We start from the raw sequence: 19,051 nt of genomic DNA on the forward strand, positions 1-19,051 counted from the left end.
TGATCAGAGGGTCACGGTGCCCTGGATCATGTGCCCGTTCCGCTCAAGTTCGATATTCCATGTATGGGTATCGGGCTTGAGCAAGGCCTTCAGGTCTTTCACCGACTTGGTCTGAACCCCATTCACCGACCGGATGATATCGCCAGGCCGGAAGTATCCGCGCGCGACAGAACGGCGAAGCACAGAGTGGACATAGATGCCGGATCCCTTCTGGAAGGGGTCGAGTCCATTCTCTTCCGCTAGGCGTGGCGAAAGCTCAACGACGCGCGCGCCCGAGAACACGTTCTGACCGTCCAGCAATACAACATCGGCTTCCGTAGCGCCCGGAGGCGGCGCCAGTTTCACCTTCTTGGTCATCTGCTTGCCGCCGCGCAGCAAGGTCAGCTCGGTTGTCTCACCAGGGCTCTTGATCGCGGCCAGGAACTTCAGGCCTTTCTCGTCAAACACTTCACGTCCATCGATGTCCGTCACGAGATCACCGCGTCGAAGGCCCGCACGATCTGCCGGACCATCATCATAGACTTCCGTCACCATCACGCCGATGGGGCGGTCAAGGCCTTGCGCTTTCGCCATGTCATAGCTGACTGCTTGACCGGCAAGCCCGAGCCATGGACGCACAAATGAGCCCTCATTAATGGCGGCATTCACAACGCGTTTCACCATCTCGGCAGGAATGGCGAACCCGATACCATTGGAGCCGCCGGAGCGTGAGAAGATCGCCGTATTCACGCCAACGAGTTCGCCCTTGGTATTGATCAGGGCACCGCCCGAATTGCCTGGGTTCACGGCCGCATCGGTTTGCAGGAAGAAGGCATAGTCGGAAATACCCACATCCGTCCGCGCCGTTGCTGACAGGATGCCGCTCGTAACCGTCTGGCCAATGCCGAACGGGTTACCGATGGCCAGCACGAGATCACCGACCTGCGACGCGCGCGTATCCGCATAGGGCAAGGTTGGCAGCTTGGCGCCATCCGTGTCGATCTTCAGAACGGCCAAGTCGGTGCGCTCATCAGCCAGGACAAGTTCGGCCGGATATTCCCGCCGGTCACTGAGCACGACGCGAAACGATTCAGCGCCTTCAACGACATGGTTGTTCGTGACGATAACCCCATCCGCCCCAACGATAACGCCTGATCCGAGGGAGTTTTGCACGCGTTCGCGCGGTGCCACGCCCCCGGAGAAGAACTGCTCCATCGGCGAAACGCGCGAAGTCACACGCTTCTGCGTATAGACGTTCACGACTGAAGGAGAGGTCTGCTTCACCAGTGGCGCAAACGAGAGCTCCATCTCGGTGCGGCTCTGCGGGACGATTTCCTCGGCTTCGGCAAACAAGGGCAAAAGCGCGACGATGAGGAGCGCCAGAACTGCCAGACCCGCTACAGCCAACAGTTTCGAGATGTGTTTCGTCATAGGTAATGAGTGCATCATGACTATGGCTCTATTGCGGCATCACGCAGGAGGCAATTCGTCAATATATGACATTTCAGTCAGAATGCGGATTCGGCCCAATCGTGCCGGCTCGCTCTGCCAACGCTCGAAGATTGGCCTCATGCCCTTCCCGGCTGATCCGGTAGAACGAGACGCAGAAGATCATGAGCATCCAGATGGAAAGCAGCGAGACGGCATAACCGATGCCAAGCATCTGCAACTGAGCCTCCGGCACATTGCCCGGCCGCATGCCCGGCGTAATGGAGGCAACTGACAAGACAATCGCGGCCAACATCACGCCTGACCCTTGTGCGAGCTTCCGGATAAAGCTGATCCCCGCAAAGAATATGCCTTCCGACCGCCGACCGGTCTGGAGTTCGCTATCCTCAACAATATCGGCAATCATGGAGCCCATCAGCATCTGCGTGGCGATGATCAGGGCAACGTCAAACACCGTGATGGTTATGACGATATTGAACAGCAGGTCCGTCCCATTGGGCGGCATGATGCCAAGCACCCGCGCCAGGACCGGCGCCGGCGCAATGGTGAAGGCCAAGAGGCCCACGATGATCGCGCCCCGCTTTTTACCAAGCGTTTTGCCTACGAGGGGCGCTACGATGAGGGCAATAACGGCCGAAATGTATACGGCCACAGTCAGCAGGGCCGTCTGGTCGGTTGTGAAGCCCCAGAAGAGCCCATTGATATACTGGTTCAGCGACGCGGAAATGCCGGTGGCCAGCAGGCCGAAGAGGGTCGCGAGGAACAGCGCACGGAATGATGGGTTCGAAACCGTTTCAAGGATTTCCTTGAAAATACGCCCGACCGTCAATGTTCGCTGGGGCGGTGGGGATTTGAGATGGGGTATATGGCTGTGCGTCCCTGCCGTGGTTGCCAGCACCGCCAGGAAAATGACGATCGCCGCCCAAAGCCCATAAGTATGCCAGCCATCCTTGTTGAAAAAGCCGGATGGATCCGCCTCTGTTGGCCGCAACAGCAGCGCCAGAAGCGCAATCTGGATACTCAGGCCGCCCACCCAGGCGAAAAAGTACCGATAAGACATCAGCGAGGTGCGCGCGTCATAGTCACTGGTCAGTTCAGCGGCGAGGGCATTCTGGGGTACTTCATAGATCGTGAAGAGCAGCCTGACACAGATGGTCAGGGCAACAAGCCAGCCAAAGAGATCATTACCTTCCATTCCGGCAGGCGGATTCCAGGCGAAGAAATAGGCAATCGCGACAGGTACCATCGATGCGTACATGAAGGGATGTCGTCGCCCGAGCCGGGTCCGGAAATTGTCCGACCAGTATCCGACAACCGGGTCCGAGACCGCATCAACAATCAGGGCGATAAAGAGGGCCGCCGCAACAAGCGAGGCCGACACGCCGAGAACCTGACTATAATAGAATAGCAGAAAATAATCGAAGCCATTGTTCTTGACGCCATCTGCAATGCCGCCCACGCCGAATGCGATGCGGGTCAGATGACTTGGCTTGCCTTGGGATCCAATGGCCATGCTTAGCCCCTCATGAGTGTGGTAGGCTTAAAGACCAAGCACCATCTTCGACATGATATTCCGCTGGATTTCGTTGGACCCCGCGTAGATCGATGTCTTGCGATAGCTGAAATAGCTTGGCACAGCTGTCACCGCTTCAATGGGCGTCGGCGTTTCGGCATTTGCACCGTCACGCGCAAGTTCGAGCGTATTGCGCACGAACGGCGCGCCATAGGTGCCCGCCGCCTCGATGGCGAGTTCAGTGATGGCCTGCTGCATTTCCGAACCCGCACATTTCAGCATCGAGCTTTCCGGCCCAACCGCTTCACCTGCCGACAGGGCGGAGAAAATGCGCTGCTCCGTGGCATCAAGAGACTCGATACCAATTTCCATTTGCGTCAGCTTGCGCGCAAAATCCGGATCATTCAGGAGGTCACCGCCCGTTACGCTATCGACCTTGGCCAGCTTGCGCACCTTCTTCAGCATGTTACGCAGGCCCGGCGCATAAGCATTGCCACGCTCGAACTGGAGAAGGTACTTGGCGTAGGTCCAGCCCTTGTTCTCTTCCCCAATTAGGGACTCTGCGATCGGAACCCGCACGTTCTCGAAGAAGACCTGATTGATTTCCTGCTCGCCTTCCGGCGGGCCATCAAGCGTTGGCAGGGCCGAAATCGTGATGCCGGGCTGGTTCATCCTGAAGACGATGAAGCTGATGCCTTCCTGATTCTTTCCGGTCTTGTCCGTGCGAACGAGACAGAAAATCCAGTCTGCCCATTGGGCGAGAGTTGTCCAAATCTTCGACCCGTTGAGCACGTAGTCGTCGCCATCGCGCACTGCGCTCATTTGAAGGGACGCAAGGTCTGATCCCGCGCCGGGTTCGGAATAGCCCTGACACCACCAGACATCGGACGAAAGAATTGATGGGAGGTGTTGCTTCTTCTGCGCCTCAGACCCGAAAGCCATGATCACAGGGGCAACCATTGCCACGCCCATAGGGCTTACAATGGGTGTGCCCGCCGACGACAGTTCCATGTTCAGGATGTAACGCTGGGACGGCGTCAGCGCAGGGCCGCCATATTGCTCAGGCCAGTTGGGCGCAATCCAGCCCTTTTCATAGAGCTTCTTTTGCCAGGCGACCTGCCCTTCCTTGTCGAGATAACCATTCTTGGACAGGGCCATCTTTGCCCGAAGGTCAGGCGTGTAGGCTTCGGCAATCCAGTCGCGTACTTCTTTCTGGAACGCGGTATCTTCAGGCGTGAATGACAGGTCCATTCTGGGGCACTCCGTCCTATTCGACGATGTCGTAATATTGGATTTCAGGAGCTCCGCCGAGGACGGCACCCAGTTTCGGGCCGGCAGCCTTGAAATATTCCGTTTGACCATGCGACTTGAGCGCGTCGGCAGAAGCATACTGCTCCATGAAGATATAGTCGGTTTCAGAGCCCTTGGTCTTGTACAGCTGATAGGTCAGACAACCGGGTTCGTTCGCCTTGACCTTGGCCATCAGGTCCTTGGCAACCTGCTCAAACTCGGCCTGCTTGCCGTCCTGAATCTTGAGTTTCGCAACAACGCCAATCATGTGGTCTCTCCCTTAAGTACGATTTGTTTTCTGCACACTATGAGCTTCCCCGTCCGGGGCAAGCTTGACCTAGGGGCGCATTCTTCAAAAAAGACGGTCTGCGCCTGATGACCACGTCGGAATTAACGGGCCTGGCACTCCCCGTGGTCATCCCTGACGCATTTTTTGATAGTCAAGCGCAGTATTTCCGACCTCATCTGCGGGAAATTCGTGTATTGCGCGTAATTTGGAACGGGACTTGCTCATGTCCTGTCGCAACAAGCCAACACACAGGATTCACAGTGGAATCACGCGTCATCCCCCTCGAGAAAACAGACAGCAGGATAGATGCGTCACAAGTCCTGGCCGTGATCCCGGCACTCAATGAGGCACGTCACATCGAAACCTGTATCCGTTCGCTGATGACGGGTGACATCTGGCTGCGCAGCGTCCCGCTCGTTGTGGTCGACGGTGGCAGCACCGACGGCACGGCAGACATTGTCGAGGGCCTCACCGAAGAATTCCCCAATCTGAGCATTCTCTACAATCCGGAGCGGTTTCAGTCGGCCGCCGTCAATCGCGCCGTGGCTGAATGTGCCAGCGCTGACACGCGCTTCCTCGTGCGTTGCGACGCGCATTCGATATTTCCTCGGGACTTCATCCTCTCCGTGGCCAGCGCCCTGCTGCGCACCAACGCCGCATCGGTGGTCATTCCTATGGACGCTCGGGGAGAAACCTGTTTCGAAAAGGCGAATGCCTGGATCGTCGATACGCCACTCGGATCGGGCGGATCGGCCCATCGCGGTGGGCGCCAGTCAGGCTATGTCGATCACGGCCATCATGCCGGCTTTGACCTTACCGTTTTCCGGTCCCTTGGGGGTTATGACGGGTCGTTCTCGCACAATGAAGATGCCGAGTATGATGAGCGCGTCGCCCAAGCCGGCGGTCGCATCTACCTCGATGCAACCATCCGCAAGATTTACATCCCGCGCGCCACCGTCGGAACGCTGGCCAAGCAGTACTTCAACTACGGAAAAGGTCGGGCGAGAACCATACTCAAGCACCGGCAACGGCCGAAAATCCGCCAGATGCTGCCGGTTCTGGCTCTCCTCGGCAGCCTTTTCGGGCTTCTCGCCGCTCCTTTTTTCCCCCCGGCCCTGATCCTGCCAACGGGTTACCTGACGATACTTGTTGCTGCGTCCGCTTTCGTTTGCATCATCAAACGTTCCCCCTGCGGCCTTCTGGCTGGCCTGGCCTCAGGTACGATGCACATGAGCTGGGCGGCCGGATTCATCAAGCAATCCCTTATGGGGGCTCGATAATTGGGTGAGGCAGGAAATTGGCGTTTATCAAGAAACCACTATAAAGAGAGAGAGATTGACCAGAAAGTCACCATGTCCAGATTGCCACAACTCTTGCAGAGGTCTTTCCTGGAACAGTTCGGGCGCCTAACGCGCTCGGCGACGTCCCTGCGCGCCCGGATTCGCGCGGGCAGCGCACGTGTAGTCAATGTTGAAACACCCCTTGTCGCTCAGCCTGCCAGGAGTGCGGTAACACGCGTGACATCGGCGCCGGATGGTGAATGTCTTTACGCCATCGGAGACATCCATGGCCGCCGCGACTTGCTTGAAAGGCTGATTGAAGAAATCGAATCCGATTCGGCCAGTTTGCCGGAGGGCACGCGGGTCACGCTGGTGTTCCTGGGCGACTATATTGATCGCGGCTTGCAATCACGGGATGTGATCGAATTCTTCCTCGGAGACCGGCTGGATAGGTTCAACACGGTTTTCCTTATGGGCAACCACGAGGAGGCCTTCCTCAAGTTTCTCGAGGATGCGTCCTTTGGCAGCCAGTGGGTGCGTTTCGGTGGCGGCGAAACACTTTATTCCTATGGCTTCCAGCCGCCGAATACACGCGGCAGCCTCGGCTCGCATGACGCCATGGCGGCGGCCCGCGATGCCTGGACGACCCTCTGGACGGGCTTTCGTGAAAAGCTGCCCGAGGCGCACCTCGACTTTTACCGGTCCCTGAAACCCTACTATACGGCAGGCGATTACATGTTCGTCCACGCCGGCCTGCGTCCTGAAAAAGCGATGCAGGACCAGACCATTCGTGACATGCTCTGGATCCGAGACGAGTTCCTTGACGACACGAGGCAATTTTCGCATCTCATAGTCCATGGGCATACGCCAGCCGAAGGCATATACCGCGACAATCGCCGTATCGGCCTTGATACCGGGGCCTTTCTCAGCGGCAAACTGTCTGCGGCAAGGTTCTTCGGCAAAGACATTAGCTTTCTGACCACCTGAGTGTGTCAGCGTGAAACACGACCGGCGCCTGTAAGCGCCTCTGTATGGAGATTTCAAAATGTCGCTGCTTCGTTCGGCCATTCTTACGACGATGATCGCCATCTTCATGTTTGTGACAGCATGTCAGTCCGGCGGCACAGCCACCCGTCAGGTAGTTGATGACTCCGCGCCGACGCAGGCACAAACGAATACTGCCTATACTTTGGGCACAGGCGACAAACTCCGCATCAACGTCTTCGGGCAGCCCGAACTTTCCGGTCAATTCGTGGTCGACGGGACGGGTGCCATATCCCTGCCTTTGATCGGTCAGGTGGTCGCCACGGGCAGCAGCTCACAGGAACTTGAGACGACCATCGCCGAGAAACTCGCCGACGGCTTCCTTCTGGAGCCACGCGTCAGCGTCGAGGTCACAAATTACCGGCCATTTTACATTCTCGGTGAAGTGGGCCGTCCTGGCGAATATCCCTTCAATTCCGGTCTCACAGTTTTGAATGCTGTAGCCGCGGCTGGAGGTTTCACCTATCGCGCCAACAAGAAGATCGTCTACATCAAGAGCGTCGGCGCCGACCAGGAAGTGAAATACGAGTTGAACACCAACACGGTCGTGAAACCTGGTGACACGCTTCGCATAAGCGAGCGCATCTTCTAGGCCCGTCGCGAATCAGACAGACCCGGTCTAATAATTCTGCGCCCGTGTGTCCGATTCAGGGACACGCGGGCGCTTACATATTGTGCCAGTGTTTTGAGCAGTGTGTCTCGTATCGATACACAAAACTCGGCGGAAAGCCGAGTATGAATGAATATTTATCCAATACTTCCCCAAACACGCGAAAACGACAGAAAAAGTATACGAGCAGTTAATTATTTGCGTAATTCGCGGTATAACGATTGCAAATCTGGGGTCGAACGCAATAAGCGTGGGACTCAGATGCGGCAGGAAATTTGCAAATAGGTCGAGTGGACGCGGCCGATTAGCAAAACCGCAAGTAGATTATTAGGGGACCAGAATGGGCTTGAGATTAAGTAACCCGTCAAGGCAGGCAGAAGCCGCCGCTTACGCAGCAGCGACAATCCGCCAGCCTTCGAGTGGCGATCACGCACAATTCAAGCGGCTCGTCGACATTGTTGTCGCCGGTATCGCTCTTCTCTTCGTCGCACCGCTTATCCTCGGCATTGCACTCCTTATCCGCATGCAGGATGGCAGCAGGGCCTTCTACTCTCAGAAGCGCTACGGCCTGAACGGCGAGACCTTCAATTGCTTCAAGCTGCGCTCGATGGTGCCGGATGCGCGCGAGCAACTTGAATATCTGCTGGCAACGGACCCGGCTGCCCGCGCCGAATGGGATGAAACGCAAAAACTGACGAACGACCCGCGCATCACGGCGCTTGGCAACTTCATCCGCAAAACATCCATCGACGAATTGCCACAGCTTTACAACGTTCTGCGCGGCGACATGTCTCTCGTCGGCCCACGCCCGATCGTCGAAAGCGAAATCGTGCGTTACGGCGAAAGCTTCCGCGCTTACTGCTCTGTTCGCCCAGGCATCACGGGCCTCTGGCAGGTCAGCGGCCGCAGCGACACGACGTATCCACAGCGCGTGGCCACGGACGTCGAATACGTGCGCAGCCGTTCATTCTGGGGTGATATCAAGATCATGCTCATGACTGTTCCTGCAGTCCTGATCTCCAAGGGCGCCCGCTAGGTCGCCAGACAGATTTGTCCTAGAGGCTCTGCCCCAAAGGGAGCTGGCAGCGATTGACCCGGGTGAGAGCCGCCATCCTTATAGGCCTCGCATGCTTGTTCGCCGTGATGCTTATAGCTGGAGTGATGAGGCACGCCTCCTCCTCCGCCGTACTCAGCTCCGATAGAGGCCCCGGACAGTCCTTCAACTTGTCATTTAGAGACGGTTTTTCTGAGGAAGACTGGTACGTTTCGGATTTCACCCTGAAATCGACCTTCTTTCGGGTCGGCTGGGTCCCGGCAAATGTTCACTACCATCCCCCAAGTATTTCGCTGGAGCTCAATCGCAAGCCCGCCGCGCCGCAACCATTCTCCGGTGCTGAAGTTCAAAAGCTCGGCTTCTATGGCTTCGGCCGCTATGAGGTGGTGATGCAGGCCGCCCCCGGCTCAGGCGCCGTCTCCTCATTCTTCACCCACACGGACAGCTATTTCGGCGACCCGCACGACGAAATCGACATCGAATTTCTCGGCAATAACACTAGACGGCTGCATGCCAATGTCTTCGCAAAAGGAAAGAGCCGCGGCTCGATATACATCGACCTGCCCTTTGACGCCGCCGAGGAAATCCATCTCTATGCGTTCGACTGGCAGAAGGATGCCATCAAATGGTATGTCAACGGGCAGCTCGTCAAAACGGTCACTTCGCGTGATCGCGCGATTCCGCAGACGCCCGGCCGGATCATCATGAACGTATGGACAGGGACACCTCAGCAATATAGCTGGCATGGCGAGCCGACCTTCGCAGATCCCACACAAGCGAGCTATTATTGCGTCAGTTTCCGCAAAACAGGCGATACGAGCCCGCAGTGCTCGGATACATTCGCTAACTGAGGCGGCTCAGCCGCCGCGACGCAAGGTTTTCGCAAGATGCCGCATCCAGGCCGGCCGACTCTTGGCATCAATCTTCCAGCTCATCAGGCGGCGCTTCCCGGCATCCGGTACAATCCCGAATAGCCCCCAGAAGACCAAGGCAAACAGCCGTCTAATGCCGGACAAATGGGCTGTCTCATAGCGTGCGGACCGGCGCGCGAGATCGCGGATGGAGTCTCCCTGCACAGGGTGCTCATCCGGCGCAAACAGCATCGAGACGAGGCGCTCGTGAATATTGTCCGGGTCATCCGCACCAAGATCAGCAGCAAAGGGCAGTCCTAGGCGGTTCGAATGTTCGCGGATCGCCTGGTAACGTTCTGCGTCGTGGGCAATGCACCAGCGGGACCGTTTGGCATAAGCACTGCTGAACCGCGAATGCTGGCTCCCATGAAGCCGATACCCGGAAATCGGCGTTTCGAAGCTACGCGAAGGACCATAGAGCGGCACCACCGCCGACAGATAGCCATCCCCGCCCTGCCGGAAGGCTTCCGGGTCCATCGGCATGACATGCGCCAAATGCTGCCGTGAGAAGACAAGGCCCGAAGTGATCGTACCACGATAACGTCCGGCTGACCTCAGCTGCCCGGAAATGTCGCCTTCTGCCAAAGGCATGGCGGGTGAAGGGTGAATACCGCTGAGGGCACCTGCTTCATCCATGTAGCGCATGCGATAATGATAAATGGCAACATCGGGTTCATAGTTCGAGAGAATTGTCTTGATCGCCCCCGGCAACAGGCAGTCATCAGCATCAAGGAACATGACAAGGTCGGATGTCGCTCGGCTGAAGCCTGCATTGAAGCCCGCTCCATGACCCCTGTTCACCTCCTGAAAAACCGTGATCACCCTGTCGTCATACTGCCCAATGACCTCACGTGAATTGTCAGTCGAGCAATCGTCCACCACAATGAGTTCAACAGCCTCATCCTGCGATAAAACGCTATCGATGGCAGACGCCACAAACTTCGCGTAATTATAGTTGGTAATGATAATGGAAAGCCGCGGCTGAGCGGTCTGCGTGACTGGCGATTCAAGAGGTGTTTCAGACGGCGTCATTCACTGGATCTGCGTTGCAGTTGAAGCTTCTGTCAACAATGCAGGATCAACGCCAGAATGGGCCTTTACGCGACACGTATGTCGTAACGTGCCATCAGCCAAAAAGTGAAACCATGCCTGCGATGATACCCGCCCACATCAAGGCACTGAGGCTGACGATGATGAGCAATCTCGCCCATACAGGCCACTTATCGGGGGCGCCGTTGTGGATATAGCCAGCCTCTGGATGCATCTGGGCATCAACAGAATAGTCGACCGCAGATCGACGAGACGGAAAGGCTGGGTTTGGAGTCATCATCGCATGTTTGACCAACCAACTTTAACGACAGCTTAAAAAAGTACGCCTTGCGTTCAGCCCCTATTCATAAGGTTTGCTCCGGAAATCGGGCAGCAATGCGTCTGAAACGCGGTACAGGCGCCTTGGTTCCCGTGAAATTATCGAGAGGTTCGATCAGGCGTGCTCAGGTCGAGTGTCGTATCACAACCGGCACCCTGCCCTCGAACTTGCGAGAACCTGCCCCCATCGTCGTCATTGCCCCGAAATAAAACAGGTTCACCAGGGTATTGAACGTGCTCCAGAGAGAGGATTCCGTGAAGGTGGAGGTGAATATGATGACCATGGTGATCAACAGCGCCGAACTGTCCATTCCCGGCGCCTTCAGCCAGTTCATGATAGTCCGCTTCATGCACCAGCCGAGGATCAGCATAAACAGCACAAGGCCGACATAGCCTAGGTGAACCCGAACCTCCCAATATGCATTATGGAAGGTCAGTTTTGTACCGAAAGCCTTGAAATCATTCTCGTTGATTGTCTGCGCCGCACCCACGTCATACTGCCAGAACCCTTCAAGCCCGAGGCCCATAACCGGATGCTCCTGGCTCACAAGTTCAGCCTCACGCCAGATCAGGGCCCGGCCGGAGAAGGTTGAATCCTTGCCGAGAAGGCCGAGGAAATCATTCATCAGTGTGTTTTCAGGCATGCTGAGCACAACCATCGTGCTGGAAAGCGCAACGAATGCAGCAAACATCGCCAGCGAAAGCCGCAGATGGCGTATCTTGCCAAAGCTGATCCAGAAATAGCGCACCCCGATCATACCGGCGATGCCGACAACGGCGAAGACCAGCGATGTCGCGGAATGCGCCAGGTATTGATACACGAAACAGATCGGCACGAAGGCCAGGCCCAGCAAGCGGATCCAGATCGGTTCCTTGTCATTGAGCGCCGTAACCAGGCTCATCAGCATGGCAAAAAGCATCTGCATGGCGAGCAGGTTCTTCGAGCCATATGCTCCGCCATCAGCAAAATCGCTAAGCGTCGGCGTGATGTAAATTGTGGTTATCATACCCGCGAACATGAGGCAGCGCAGCACCTGACGCGTATTGAGCCGCACACCGATAACGATGATTGTCAGCGGCGTCAGCAGCATCAGCACGCCTGACCTCAGCGCTTCCGAGGGATAGGGGGACCACATAAACGAGAAAAGCCCAAATATAGGCAGCAGGAAAAGCGGCCAGCACTTGAACACAACCGGCAGTATCTCCCGGTAAAACATCACGGTGAGACCGACAAAATAAGCCACAAGCAAGTAGCGGATCGGTGCGACCCCATCCAGCGGCAGGTAGGTCACGAAGAACCAGAGTGTTATAATCGCCTGTTCCCAGAGCGGTGCCGAACGGCCCGAACTGTAGAGGTTGCCGAACCCCACCACTTCCTCTTCACTGACCTTGATGGGGTTGACCATGTTCATCTTGAGCGCGCTCCAGCAAGGGCCCGCGCTAAAACCTCCGAGAAAAATCCCTTTGGCTGGATAAACACCTCGTTGGGCAGTTCAAGCAACCGCTTGCGGTAGCTCTCGAGACCCGAACGATCATGCATCACAGCCGCAATCAAGTTCGGCAAGGTCTCAGAAAGGGGTTCCGAAATGGTGAACCCACAGGCTTTCTGCTCGATCCACGCGGCCGTTTCAGTCTCCTTGGGCGCGATGGCCGGCGTCGCGAAATAACCGCCTTCGTAGATCCGGTTCGGCAATAGCCAGACAGAATTATATCCGGCCTCCATGAAGTCTCCCGCCCAGACCATGTCCAGGCCATCATAGATGGTGGAGAGGTCTTCGGGAGACCGGTACCGGCCGGCGAACGTCATATTGGGCCGCGCGTCGATCTTCGGTTCGAACACGGGGATCTCGTTACGCGCAGGCTGCCCGTGGAGACGGATCTCGAGCGTATCCGGAAACTGGTCTGCCAGATCGCAAAGCAGGCCGAAGGACCGCTCGCACCTGAGATTGCCGACCCACCCGAGAACAAACCGTCCATCATCCTTCGGAGCGTCGCCATGCTCGACCGCTGGCCGCGGACCAAAATCACTTCCGGCCGCCAACCTGTTTTCGATCAGAAAAGGCGTGTAGAGCCCCGGATAGTGTTTCTCGAAATGGTTCGCGAGAAATGCTGGCGAGCTGACGACCAGACCGATTGTTCGCCGCAACAGGCTCTTTTCGACCCACCGCAATGCCTTGCCGATAAAGTCCTCGCGCGTCAGCAACCGGTGAACATCGAGACTTTCATAGATGACCGGCGTGTCGAGTTTCGTATGGCGCTTGGCCAGGAAGGCACATGCCAGCATGTCCAGATTGCGCGCATAGATCACATCCACGGCGGCGAGCTTTTCTTTGGACCTCGTCGCGACACGCGCGCCTGAGAAAATGCGCAGCACACGTTGAACAAAGGCTCCGTCACGCGTCTTGCCCAAGTCCACATTGTCCCAGTCGGCCGCGACATCGTCCTTTCGCCGCATCATGAAGCCCGTCACCGACACGCCATCATCCTGCATCGCCTGGACGCGGCGCCTTATAGCGGCGTCGCCGGCATCGTGACCAAAAAAGGCAACCTTGGTCATTGCCATCCCTTGCGCAGCCCCTTCCCCGGTGTGGATCCGGGGCGACGATCCGCCGCCCTGATCACCCACATGTCTCATGATCAGTGCGTGGAAACTTCGGTGGAAGATCCCGTCTTGACCGGCGACTTTTCAGGTTTGACAGGCGTGGCCATCGGGTTCGGCGCAGACGTCATGCCATTGGCCTTGGGCGTCTTGTTCCAGCCAAAGATCGAGCGCTTGGTCTCCATCGAATAATACTTGCTGTAAGCCTTGTAGGCAGCGCCCGGATCCTTGTGGTGACGGCGGCGCGTCAGGTCGACCATGTTGAGCGTGATGCCCAGCAGGTCAGCATTGAAGGTCTTGAGCAGCGTCAGCGACTGGCGCACGGCCGACCGTAGCGAACGGCGCCAGCGGATCACAAGAATGGTCTTGTCGGTCTTGCCAGCGACGACACGCGCTTCCGCCATGAGAAGGAGCGGCCCCGTATCAATCAGGATCAGGTCATACATCGAACGTAGCCGCGCGAGCAGGTCATCAAATGCCCGCGTGCCGAACACGTCATGCGGCACATGGCCTGCCTTGGACAGCGGGAGGATATCCAGCATGCTGCGGCTATCCTTGCAGATGGCGTCAGACAGCTGGCCAGCACCGAAAAGATGCTCGATGAAACCGATTTCAGGCGACATGCCGGCAGCGTCGGTCAATTGGCGACGACGGAAGTCGCCATCGATCACCAGTGTCCGCGAGCCCGACATGGCCGACATCCGGCCAAGGCTCAAGGTCAGGCTGGTCTTGCCTTCATCAGGCAGCGACGACGTGATCGCCACCGTCTTGGTTTCGCTATCGAGATCAGAAAAGGCAATCGCAGCCCGCAAATAGCGAATGCTCTCGGCAAAGGCCGACAAGGGATTGTCGACAAGGAAATCGGCCGGATTGATTTGCGAGAACGGTAGCAGGCTGGTGCTACGGATGAGCGGAACGGATCCGATCGAGTTCACGCCGAGTTTGCGTTCGATATCGTCTGCGGAACTGATCTTCATGTCGAAGATCTCAGCCAGCAGCGCGAGGCCACCGCCAATAATGCCGCCCAGCAAGGCGCCAATGATCAGGTTCAGCAATTTTTTCGGCGAACTTGGAGAATCCGGCACCGTGGCGGTCGACAGGATATTCGCATCGGCCTGGACCAGGTCGTCCTGTTCGCGTGTCTCCTTCGAGCGGCTGATAAACTCTTCGTAGAGAACACGGCTCGTTTCGGCATCGCGCTCGAGCTCGCGGAGCCTCACAAGATTTATATTGTTGCCGCGAAGCTGGGCCGTCGACTGGCCGATATTCGAGTTGATGCTGTTGATCTGGTCTTGTGCAGCCTTGACCTCGTTCTCGAGGTTCGCCGCGATCCGGTTCACTTCAGCTTCGATCTGCTTCTCGATGTCCGCTGCTTCGTTGCGGGCACCGATCAGTTCCGGGTGGGATGGGCCAAGCGTGGTTTCCAGTTCCGCAACGCGGCGAAGGATCTGGGCCCGTTGGGCTTTCAGTCCGGAGATGACGGGAGAGTCGAGCACTTCGGCAATCGCATCGATGCCGACACCGCTGTCGATCTGACGCTTCATGTTGTCATAGCGCGAACGCGCACGGTTCAACTGCGCCTGGAGCTGGCTCTTCTGCGTCGTATTATAGGCGATCTGCTGCTCTGTCAGCGTGGCGCCCTGAGCCGACAAGAGGCCAGTTTCCGCGCGGAATTCCTCGACACGTTTCTCTTTGGCTTCAACCTCATCGCGCAGGCCAGCGACACGCTCGGACAGCCATGCGGTGGCGCGGCGGGTGGCCTCAAGCTTGGAATCGAGTTGCTGGACACGGTACTGATCCGCGACAGCATCGGCGATGCGGGCAGCTGTTTCCGGCGACTGGCTCGTGACTTCGACCTGGATCAGATAGGTCGTGCCGATCCGGCTGATATGAACCTTGTTCATCAGCGTCCGCGTCACCGACTCTAGGATAGCGGCTTCACGCTCGGCGGCGCTAAGGTTGGCGTATGGAACCGTCTTCTTCGGCGGATGCCCCGTCCATGCACCGATCTGGCCCTTGGCCATATCGATAAGGCTTGGCTTCTGTTCTCTCAGTGTCCAGTTGAACTCGGGATCTTCAGACAGTTTGAGCTTTGTCGCGACCTTGGTCAGCAGCGACTTTGACCCCATCACCCGGACTTCCGTATCGATGGTCGCCGTGCTGGCCGCGAGGCCCCCAAGCACGCTGCCGAGATCGATGACGTTTTCCTTGTTCGTATCGAGCTGCAGGATCGAGTTTGCCTTGTAGATCGGCGTCTGCGTGAAGGTGATGTACGCGACAGCAAAGAGCGTCACCAGGAAACCAGTTACGATGATCCAGAACCGGCGGTAGACGGTGCCAATCAATGCCTTGAAATCGATCGGCATGTCATCCGAACTGCCACCACCGAGCGGCATGTTCTGCGAGGGAATTTCAAGACTGTAAGTCTTAGTCAATTTACTACACCAATTCGTATCTGGAGTGATCCCGAAGCCGGATCCGGGAAAAATCAGGGGAAGAGTTTGATACCGACGCCGACAAGATTGACGTCAAAGGATGGACTGCCGAACACGCTGTTGCCGCTTGTGTCGCGATTCAGGTGACGCACGAAGGTCTCAAGGTGAACACGGCGGTTCATCTTGTAGGCGGCTGTCAGAGAATAATCCGCGATATCATCTGAGCGGTCGATTTCCTGATAGTCATATTTTGCGAAGTCCGCAGACGCTGACAGGATGATATTGCGACGCAGCTCATGGTCGATTCGAGCGCCATATGTTGTTTGCAGGGCGCTAGGCGATTCAAACACGCCGATATCGACCACACGGCGCCCCGCCTTGAAGCCAACAGTCGTCAGGCGTGTCGGGAACCATTGCACACGGCCATCAACCGAAACGCCGTCGACATCCTTGAAGTATGGATCATCCTTGTTCTCGCTGAGATAGCCGACGTTCACGTCACCGCGAACGAGTGTCTTGAGTTCAAAGTCGACACCCACGGCAGCTGTGTAACCGGAGGAGTCGCGCGAGCGAAGCGCCCCATCCAGCAGCTGGTCCTGATCATAGGACGTTTCACGAAGAGTGCCCTGTGTGTAGACGGCCACATTGGGAGACAAGGCATAGGACAGGCGCGACCGGCCTGCTGTCACGGTATTGTCGCGATAGTCCTGGTCAATAATGATGCCTGTTCCGGCTTGCTGCCCGTCCTTGAAGTTCTCTTCTGTCACTTCAACGGAGTTGTACCAGCGGAAGCGGTCACTCTGGTAGTTAGCCTCCAGCGAGCCACCCATACGCGTATACTCGACCGGCGCATCCAGGCCGACGGCGTTGGCAAGGTCGGTTCGGGCTTCGACAATGTCCTGTGCAAACACAGCGGCGCCGAGCGATACGTTGCGATTCACGTCAAGCCGACCCCGAAGACGGGCCCGCAGGTCGTTCGCAGACTCATCACCGATATCGATATACTCGCTGCGATAGGCTGACACGTCCACGCCAATCTCGTGGACATTCCAGTTTGTGCGGGCAGCAATGTCTGCGCCGATACGCACGATCGTATCTGAAATCTTGTTGTTCTCGGTGGCCTGAACGTTGTCTGTATAAGTCGCCGAGCCATTTAGGCTGGAATCCACCAGAAACGCGCCAAGCCGGATAGGCTCTGGATCATAGGCCGGCTGGCGGCGGTCGAGGACGGCCTCATACTTTTCGCGGCTATAATAGTTCTGCCCTTGGGCTGCTGCCGAGGTGGCCAGAATTCCACCGGTCGCCACACTGAGCAGACACAAGCGCTTGAAGTTAGACATTGCTGGTATTCCCTTGAAAAATTTATGTATCGGTATTGGTCCAGATCAAGCCTGCGGCGGATGCAATCTCGGGACCATGTTTAACAGCGCTCTGCGAATGACCTGTACGGCAACGCGACAGACCCCAAAGTCGACCGACGCGCGTCGCACATGATGTGAAACTTGGAACACCCTATGCACCAACCGGATGAAAATGTGCTGAACAGGATAGGCTAAATTGGCGCCAAAAACCGATTGGACGCCACCTTTTGCTGCATTTTCAGGGTTTCTTGCAGGTGGCAAAGTCTTGAAAACGGTTAATTTCAAGAATTGGGCACTTGTCGATCTGCGTCTCTCCGGCATCCCCCAAACCCATTTTCTATGCGTCCCGCCAAGGCGAGGTCTTCAATATGGATCCGGCCGAACACTTTGCGCCTTCTTGCGCCGAAGCCTTCAGGATCAAAAACAAACCCCACCTGTAATAGTATTTGCATTCGGAGCCGCAACACACCGAAAGCAAGTAAAAGCTACACTGTTCATGGTTAACTGTCACCCTTCCGTATCTGCAAATTCGTGGAAGAACCCAGTCCATCACGGGCTTGGCCCAGGTCTGCCCTGCTCCCCGCCCCTATGTCTGGTCGCGGCGGTGCGATTGCGCCAGACTGGCATGTGGCTCGCATCCGAGTCCCCAACTTCCCGTTTTGAGCCCGCATGATCACTCCTCACCTGCCCCGCATCAGCACATCCCGTACCGGCACGAAGGCCCCCGGCCTGTGACGCAGGTGGACTGTATCATTATAGGCGCCGGCGCCGTCGGCCTGGCCTGCGCGGTTGAACTCGCCCGACGCGGCCAGGAAACCTACGTTCTGGAAGCGGCGCGCGACATCGGCACCGGCACGTCATCGCGCAACAGCGAAGTGATCCATGCCGGGCTTTATTATCCAACCGGCAGCCTGCGCCATCGCCTGTGCGTCTCAGGCCGCCGCAAGCTCTACGCCTATCTCGCCTCCCGTGGTGTCGCCCATAAGCGAACCGGCAAGATGATCGTCGCCACCGACACTGACCAGATCGTAAAACTCGAGAGCCTGCTCCAGCAGGGCCAAAGCAACGATGTCGAAGGCCTGTCGATGCTTGACGCCTCCAAGGCGATTGCCCTCGAACCCCAGCTGACATGCGCTGGGGCGCTCATGTCTGCAGAAACCGGCCTCATCGACAGCCACGGCTATATGACCGCGCTTCGGAATGAACTGGAAGACCTGGGCGGCGCAGTTGTCCTCGACGCCCCGGTTCTTGGCATCGAGATCCTCTCGGATGGCCAGTTCGAGCTGCGCATTGGCGGACGCGACCCGCACGAAATCACCACCCGCCGACTTGTGAACAGCGCCGGCCTCTATGCCCACCGTCTTGCCAGCAGGATGGAGGGCTATGACGCCGCGCTCCTGCCCGGCTTCACCCTCGCCAAGGGCAATTATTTCAGCTGCCAGACGCGTCCCGCCTTTTCGCATCTCATCTATCCCGTCCCCGTCAATGGCGGTCTGGGCGTTCACGTCACGCTCGATCTCGCGGGCCGGATGCGCTTTGGCCCGGACGTTGAATGGCTCGGCCATGATGACCCCGACCGCATCGACTACCGCGTGGATGCCGCCCGCGCGGATGATTTCTACGAAGCGGTGCGCCGCTACTGGCCCGGGCTGCCTGAGGGTGCCATCGTGCCTGATTATGCAGGCTGCCGCCCCAAGCTGACGGGCCCGAATGAGCCCGCTGCCGACTTCCGCATCGACGGCCCTGCCCTTCACGGCCATGAAGGCCTCGTTCACCTGTTCGGGATAGAATCACCCGGCCTGACAAGTTCGCTGGCGATTGCCGAATACGTTGCCGACTGCCTGAACACACCCCCTGCCTGAAGCCACC

At 57.4% G+C, this 19,051-nt stretch carries 15 protein-coding genes; 6 read left to right on the plus strand and 9 right to left on the minus strand.

Going from position 1 to position 19,051, the window contains the following annotated elements:
• Positions 1–3 precede the first annotated feature (3 nt).
• From HY30_RS14385 to HY30_RS14400, 4 genes are all read right to left on the minus strand, one after another.
• Complete coding sequence (locus HY30_RS14385; RefSeq protein ID WP_034742126.1) at positions 4–1,410, minus strand: Do family serine endopeptidase; 1,407 nt, start codon at positions 1,408–1,410, stop codon at positions 4–6.
• A gap of 73 nt (positions 1,411–1,483) precedes the next feature.
• A complete protein-coding gene (locus tag HY30_RS14390) occupies positions 1,484–2,941 on the minus strand; it encodes an MFS transporter (protein ID WP_034742130.1) in 1,458 nt (485 codons plus the stop codon).
• 27 nt (positions 2,942–2,968) lie between these two features.
• The gene (locus HY30_RS14395; protein ID WP_034742132.1) at positions 2,969–4,192 is read right to left on the minus strand and encodes an acyl-CoA dehydrogenase family protein; all 1,224 of its coding nucleotides are present in this window, start codon (positions 4,190–4,192) and stop codon (positions 2,969–2,971) included.
• A 16-nt stretch (positions 4,193–4,208) separates the two neighbouring features.
• On the minus strand, positions 4,209–4,499 hold the full coding sequence (locus HY30_RS14400; RefSeq protein WP_034742136.1) for a putative quinol monooxygenase: 291 nt from the start codon (positions 4,497–4,499) through the stop codon (positions 4,209–4,211).
• Between the two features lie 281 nt (positions 4,500–4,780).
• On the opposite strand from HY30_RS14400, the gene HY30_RS14405 reads away from it, so the two are divergent.
• From HY30_RS14405 to HY30_RS14425, 5 genes are all read left to right on the plus strand, one after another.
• Positions 4,781–5,800: a glycosyltransferase family 2 protein gene (locus HY30_RS14405; RefSeq protein WP_051615515.1), complete on the plus strand. Its 1,020-nt coding sequence runs from the start codon at positions 4,781–4,783 to the stop codon at positions 5,798–5,800.
• 237 nt (positions 5,801–6,037) lie between these two features.
• Positions 6,038–6,787 carry a metallophosphoesterase family protein gene (locus HY30_RS14410; RefSeq protein WP_034742139.1) on the plus strand — a complete coding sequence of 250 codons (750 nt, stop codon included), beginning with the start codon at positions 6,038–6,040 and terminating at the stop codon, positions 6,785–6,787.
• A gap of 58 nt (positions 6,788–6,845) precedes the next feature.
• Positions 6,846–7,436, plus strand: coding sequence for a polysaccharide biosynthesis/export family protein (locus HY30_RS14415; protein ID WP_034742142.1), 591 nt, complete (start codon positions 6,846–6,848; stop codon positions 7,434–7,436).
• Positions 7,437–7,794: 358 nt separating this feature from the next.
• Positions 7,795–8,490, plus strand: a complete 696-nt coding sequence (locus tag HY30_RS14420) for a sugar transferase (RefSeq protein WP_081812261.1) — start codon at positions 7,795–7,797, stop codon at positions 8,488–8,490.
• Positions 8,491–8,594: 104 nt separating this feature from the next.
• Positions 8,595–9,359, plus strand: a complete 765-nt coding sequence (locus HY30_RS14425) for a family 16 glycosylhydrolase (protein ID WP_241765745.1) — start codon at positions 8,595–8,597, stop codon at positions 9,357–9,359.
• Positions 9,360–9,365: 6 nt separating this feature from the next.
• Here the strand turns inward: HY30_RS14425 and HY30_RS14430 are convergent, their stop codons facing one another.
• The 5 genes from HY30_RS14430 to HY30_RS19420 all read right to left on the minus strand — a co-directional run bounded on the left by HY30_RS14430 (position 9,366) and on the right by HY30_RS19420 (position 17,161).
• Positions 9,366–10,451 carry a glycosyltransferase family 2 protein gene (locus HY30_RS14430; protein ID WP_051615517.1) on the minus strand — a complete coding sequence of 362 codons (1,086 nt, stop codon included), beginning with the start codon at positions 10,449–10,451 and terminating at the stop codon, positions 9,366–9,368.
• Between the two features lie 461 nt (positions 10,452–10,912).
• On the minus strand, positions 10,913–12,199 hold the full coding sequence (locus HY30_RS14435; protein WP_034742145.1) for an O-antigen ligase family protein: 1,287 nt from the start codon (positions 12,197–12,199) through the stop codon (positions 10,913–10,915).
• Complete coding sequence (locus tag HY30_RS14440; RefSeq protein WP_162176956.1) at positions 12,196–13,344, minus strand: glycosyltransferase family protein; 1,149 nt, start codon at positions 13,342–13,344, stop codon at positions 12,196–12,198. The genes HY30_RS14435 and HY30_RS14440 overlap by 4 nt, the downstream gene beginning before the upstream one ends.
• Positions 13,345–13,424: 80 nt before the next feature.
• On the minus strand, positions 13,425–15,821 hold the full coding sequence (locus tag HY30_RS14445; RefSeq protein WP_155839351.1) for a GumC family protein: 2,397 nt from the start codon (positions 15,819–15,821) through the stop codon (positions 13,425–13,427).
• Between the two features lie 53 nt (positions 15,822–15,874).
• A complete protein-coding gene (locus tag HY30_RS19420; protein ID WP_051615520.1) occupies positions 15,875–17,161 on the minus strand; it encodes an outer membrane beta-barrel protein in 1,287 nt (428 codons plus the stop codon).
• Between the two features lie 761 nt (positions 17,162–17,922).
• On the opposite strand from HY30_RS19420, the gene HY30_RS14455 reads away from it, so the two are divergent.
• Positions 17,923–19,044 carry an NAD(P)/FAD-dependent oxidoreductase gene (locus HY30_RS14455; RefSeq protein ID WP_034742509.1) on the plus strand — a complete coding sequence of 374 codons (1,122 nt, stop codon included), beginning with the start codon at positions 17,923–17,925 and terminating at the stop codon, positions 19,042–19,044.
• Positions 19,045–19,051: the final 7 nt, after the last annotated feature.

The organism is Hyphomonas chukchiensis, assembly GCF_000682695.1.
Classification (GTDB): Bacteria; Pseudomonadota; Alphaproteobacteria; order Caulobacterales; family Hyphomonadaceae; genus Hyphomonas; species Hyphomonas chukchiensis.

Coding starts and splice junctions, on each gene's coding strand:
- HY30_RS14435 (WP_034742145.1), bottom strand. CDS start 12,199: ATGAACATGGTCAACCCCATCAAGGTCAGTGAAGAGGAAGTGGTGGGG.
- HY30_RS14430 (WP_051615517.1), bottom strand. CDS start 10,451: ATGACGCCGTCTGAAACACCTCTTGAATCGCCAGTCACGCAGACCGCT.
- HY30_RS14415 (WP_034742142.1), top strand. CDS start 6,846: ATGTCGCTGCTTCGTTCGGCCATTCTTACGACGATGATCGCCATCTTC.
- HY30_RS14400 (WP_034742136.1), bottom strand. CDS start 4,499: ATGATTGGCGTTGTTGCGAAACTCAAGATTCAGGACGGCAAGCAGGCC.
- HY30_RS14440 (WP_162176956.1), bottom strand. CDS start 13,344: ATGACCAAGGTTGCCTTTTTTGGTCACGATGCCGGCGACGCCGCTATA.
- HY30_RS14385 (WP_034742126.1), bottom strand. CDS start 1,410: ATGACGAAACACATCTCGAAACTGTTGGCTGTAGCGGGTCTGGCAGTT.
- HY30_RS14390 (WP_034742130.1), bottom strand. CDS start 2,941: ATGGCCATTGGATCCCAAGGCAAGCCAAGTCATCTGACCCGCATCGCA.
- HY30_RS14395 (WP_034742132.1), bottom strand. CDS start 4,192: ATGGACCTGTCATTCACGCCTGAAGATACCGCGTTCCAGAAAGAAGTA.
- HY30_RS14420 (WP_081812261.1), top strand. CDS start 7,795: ATGGGCTTGAGATTAAGTAACCCGTCAAGGCAGGCAGAAGCCGCCGCT.
- HY30_RS19420 (WP_051615520.1), bottom strand. CDS start 17,161: ATGTCTAACTTCAAGCGCTTGTGTCTGCTCAGTGTGGCGACCGGTGGA.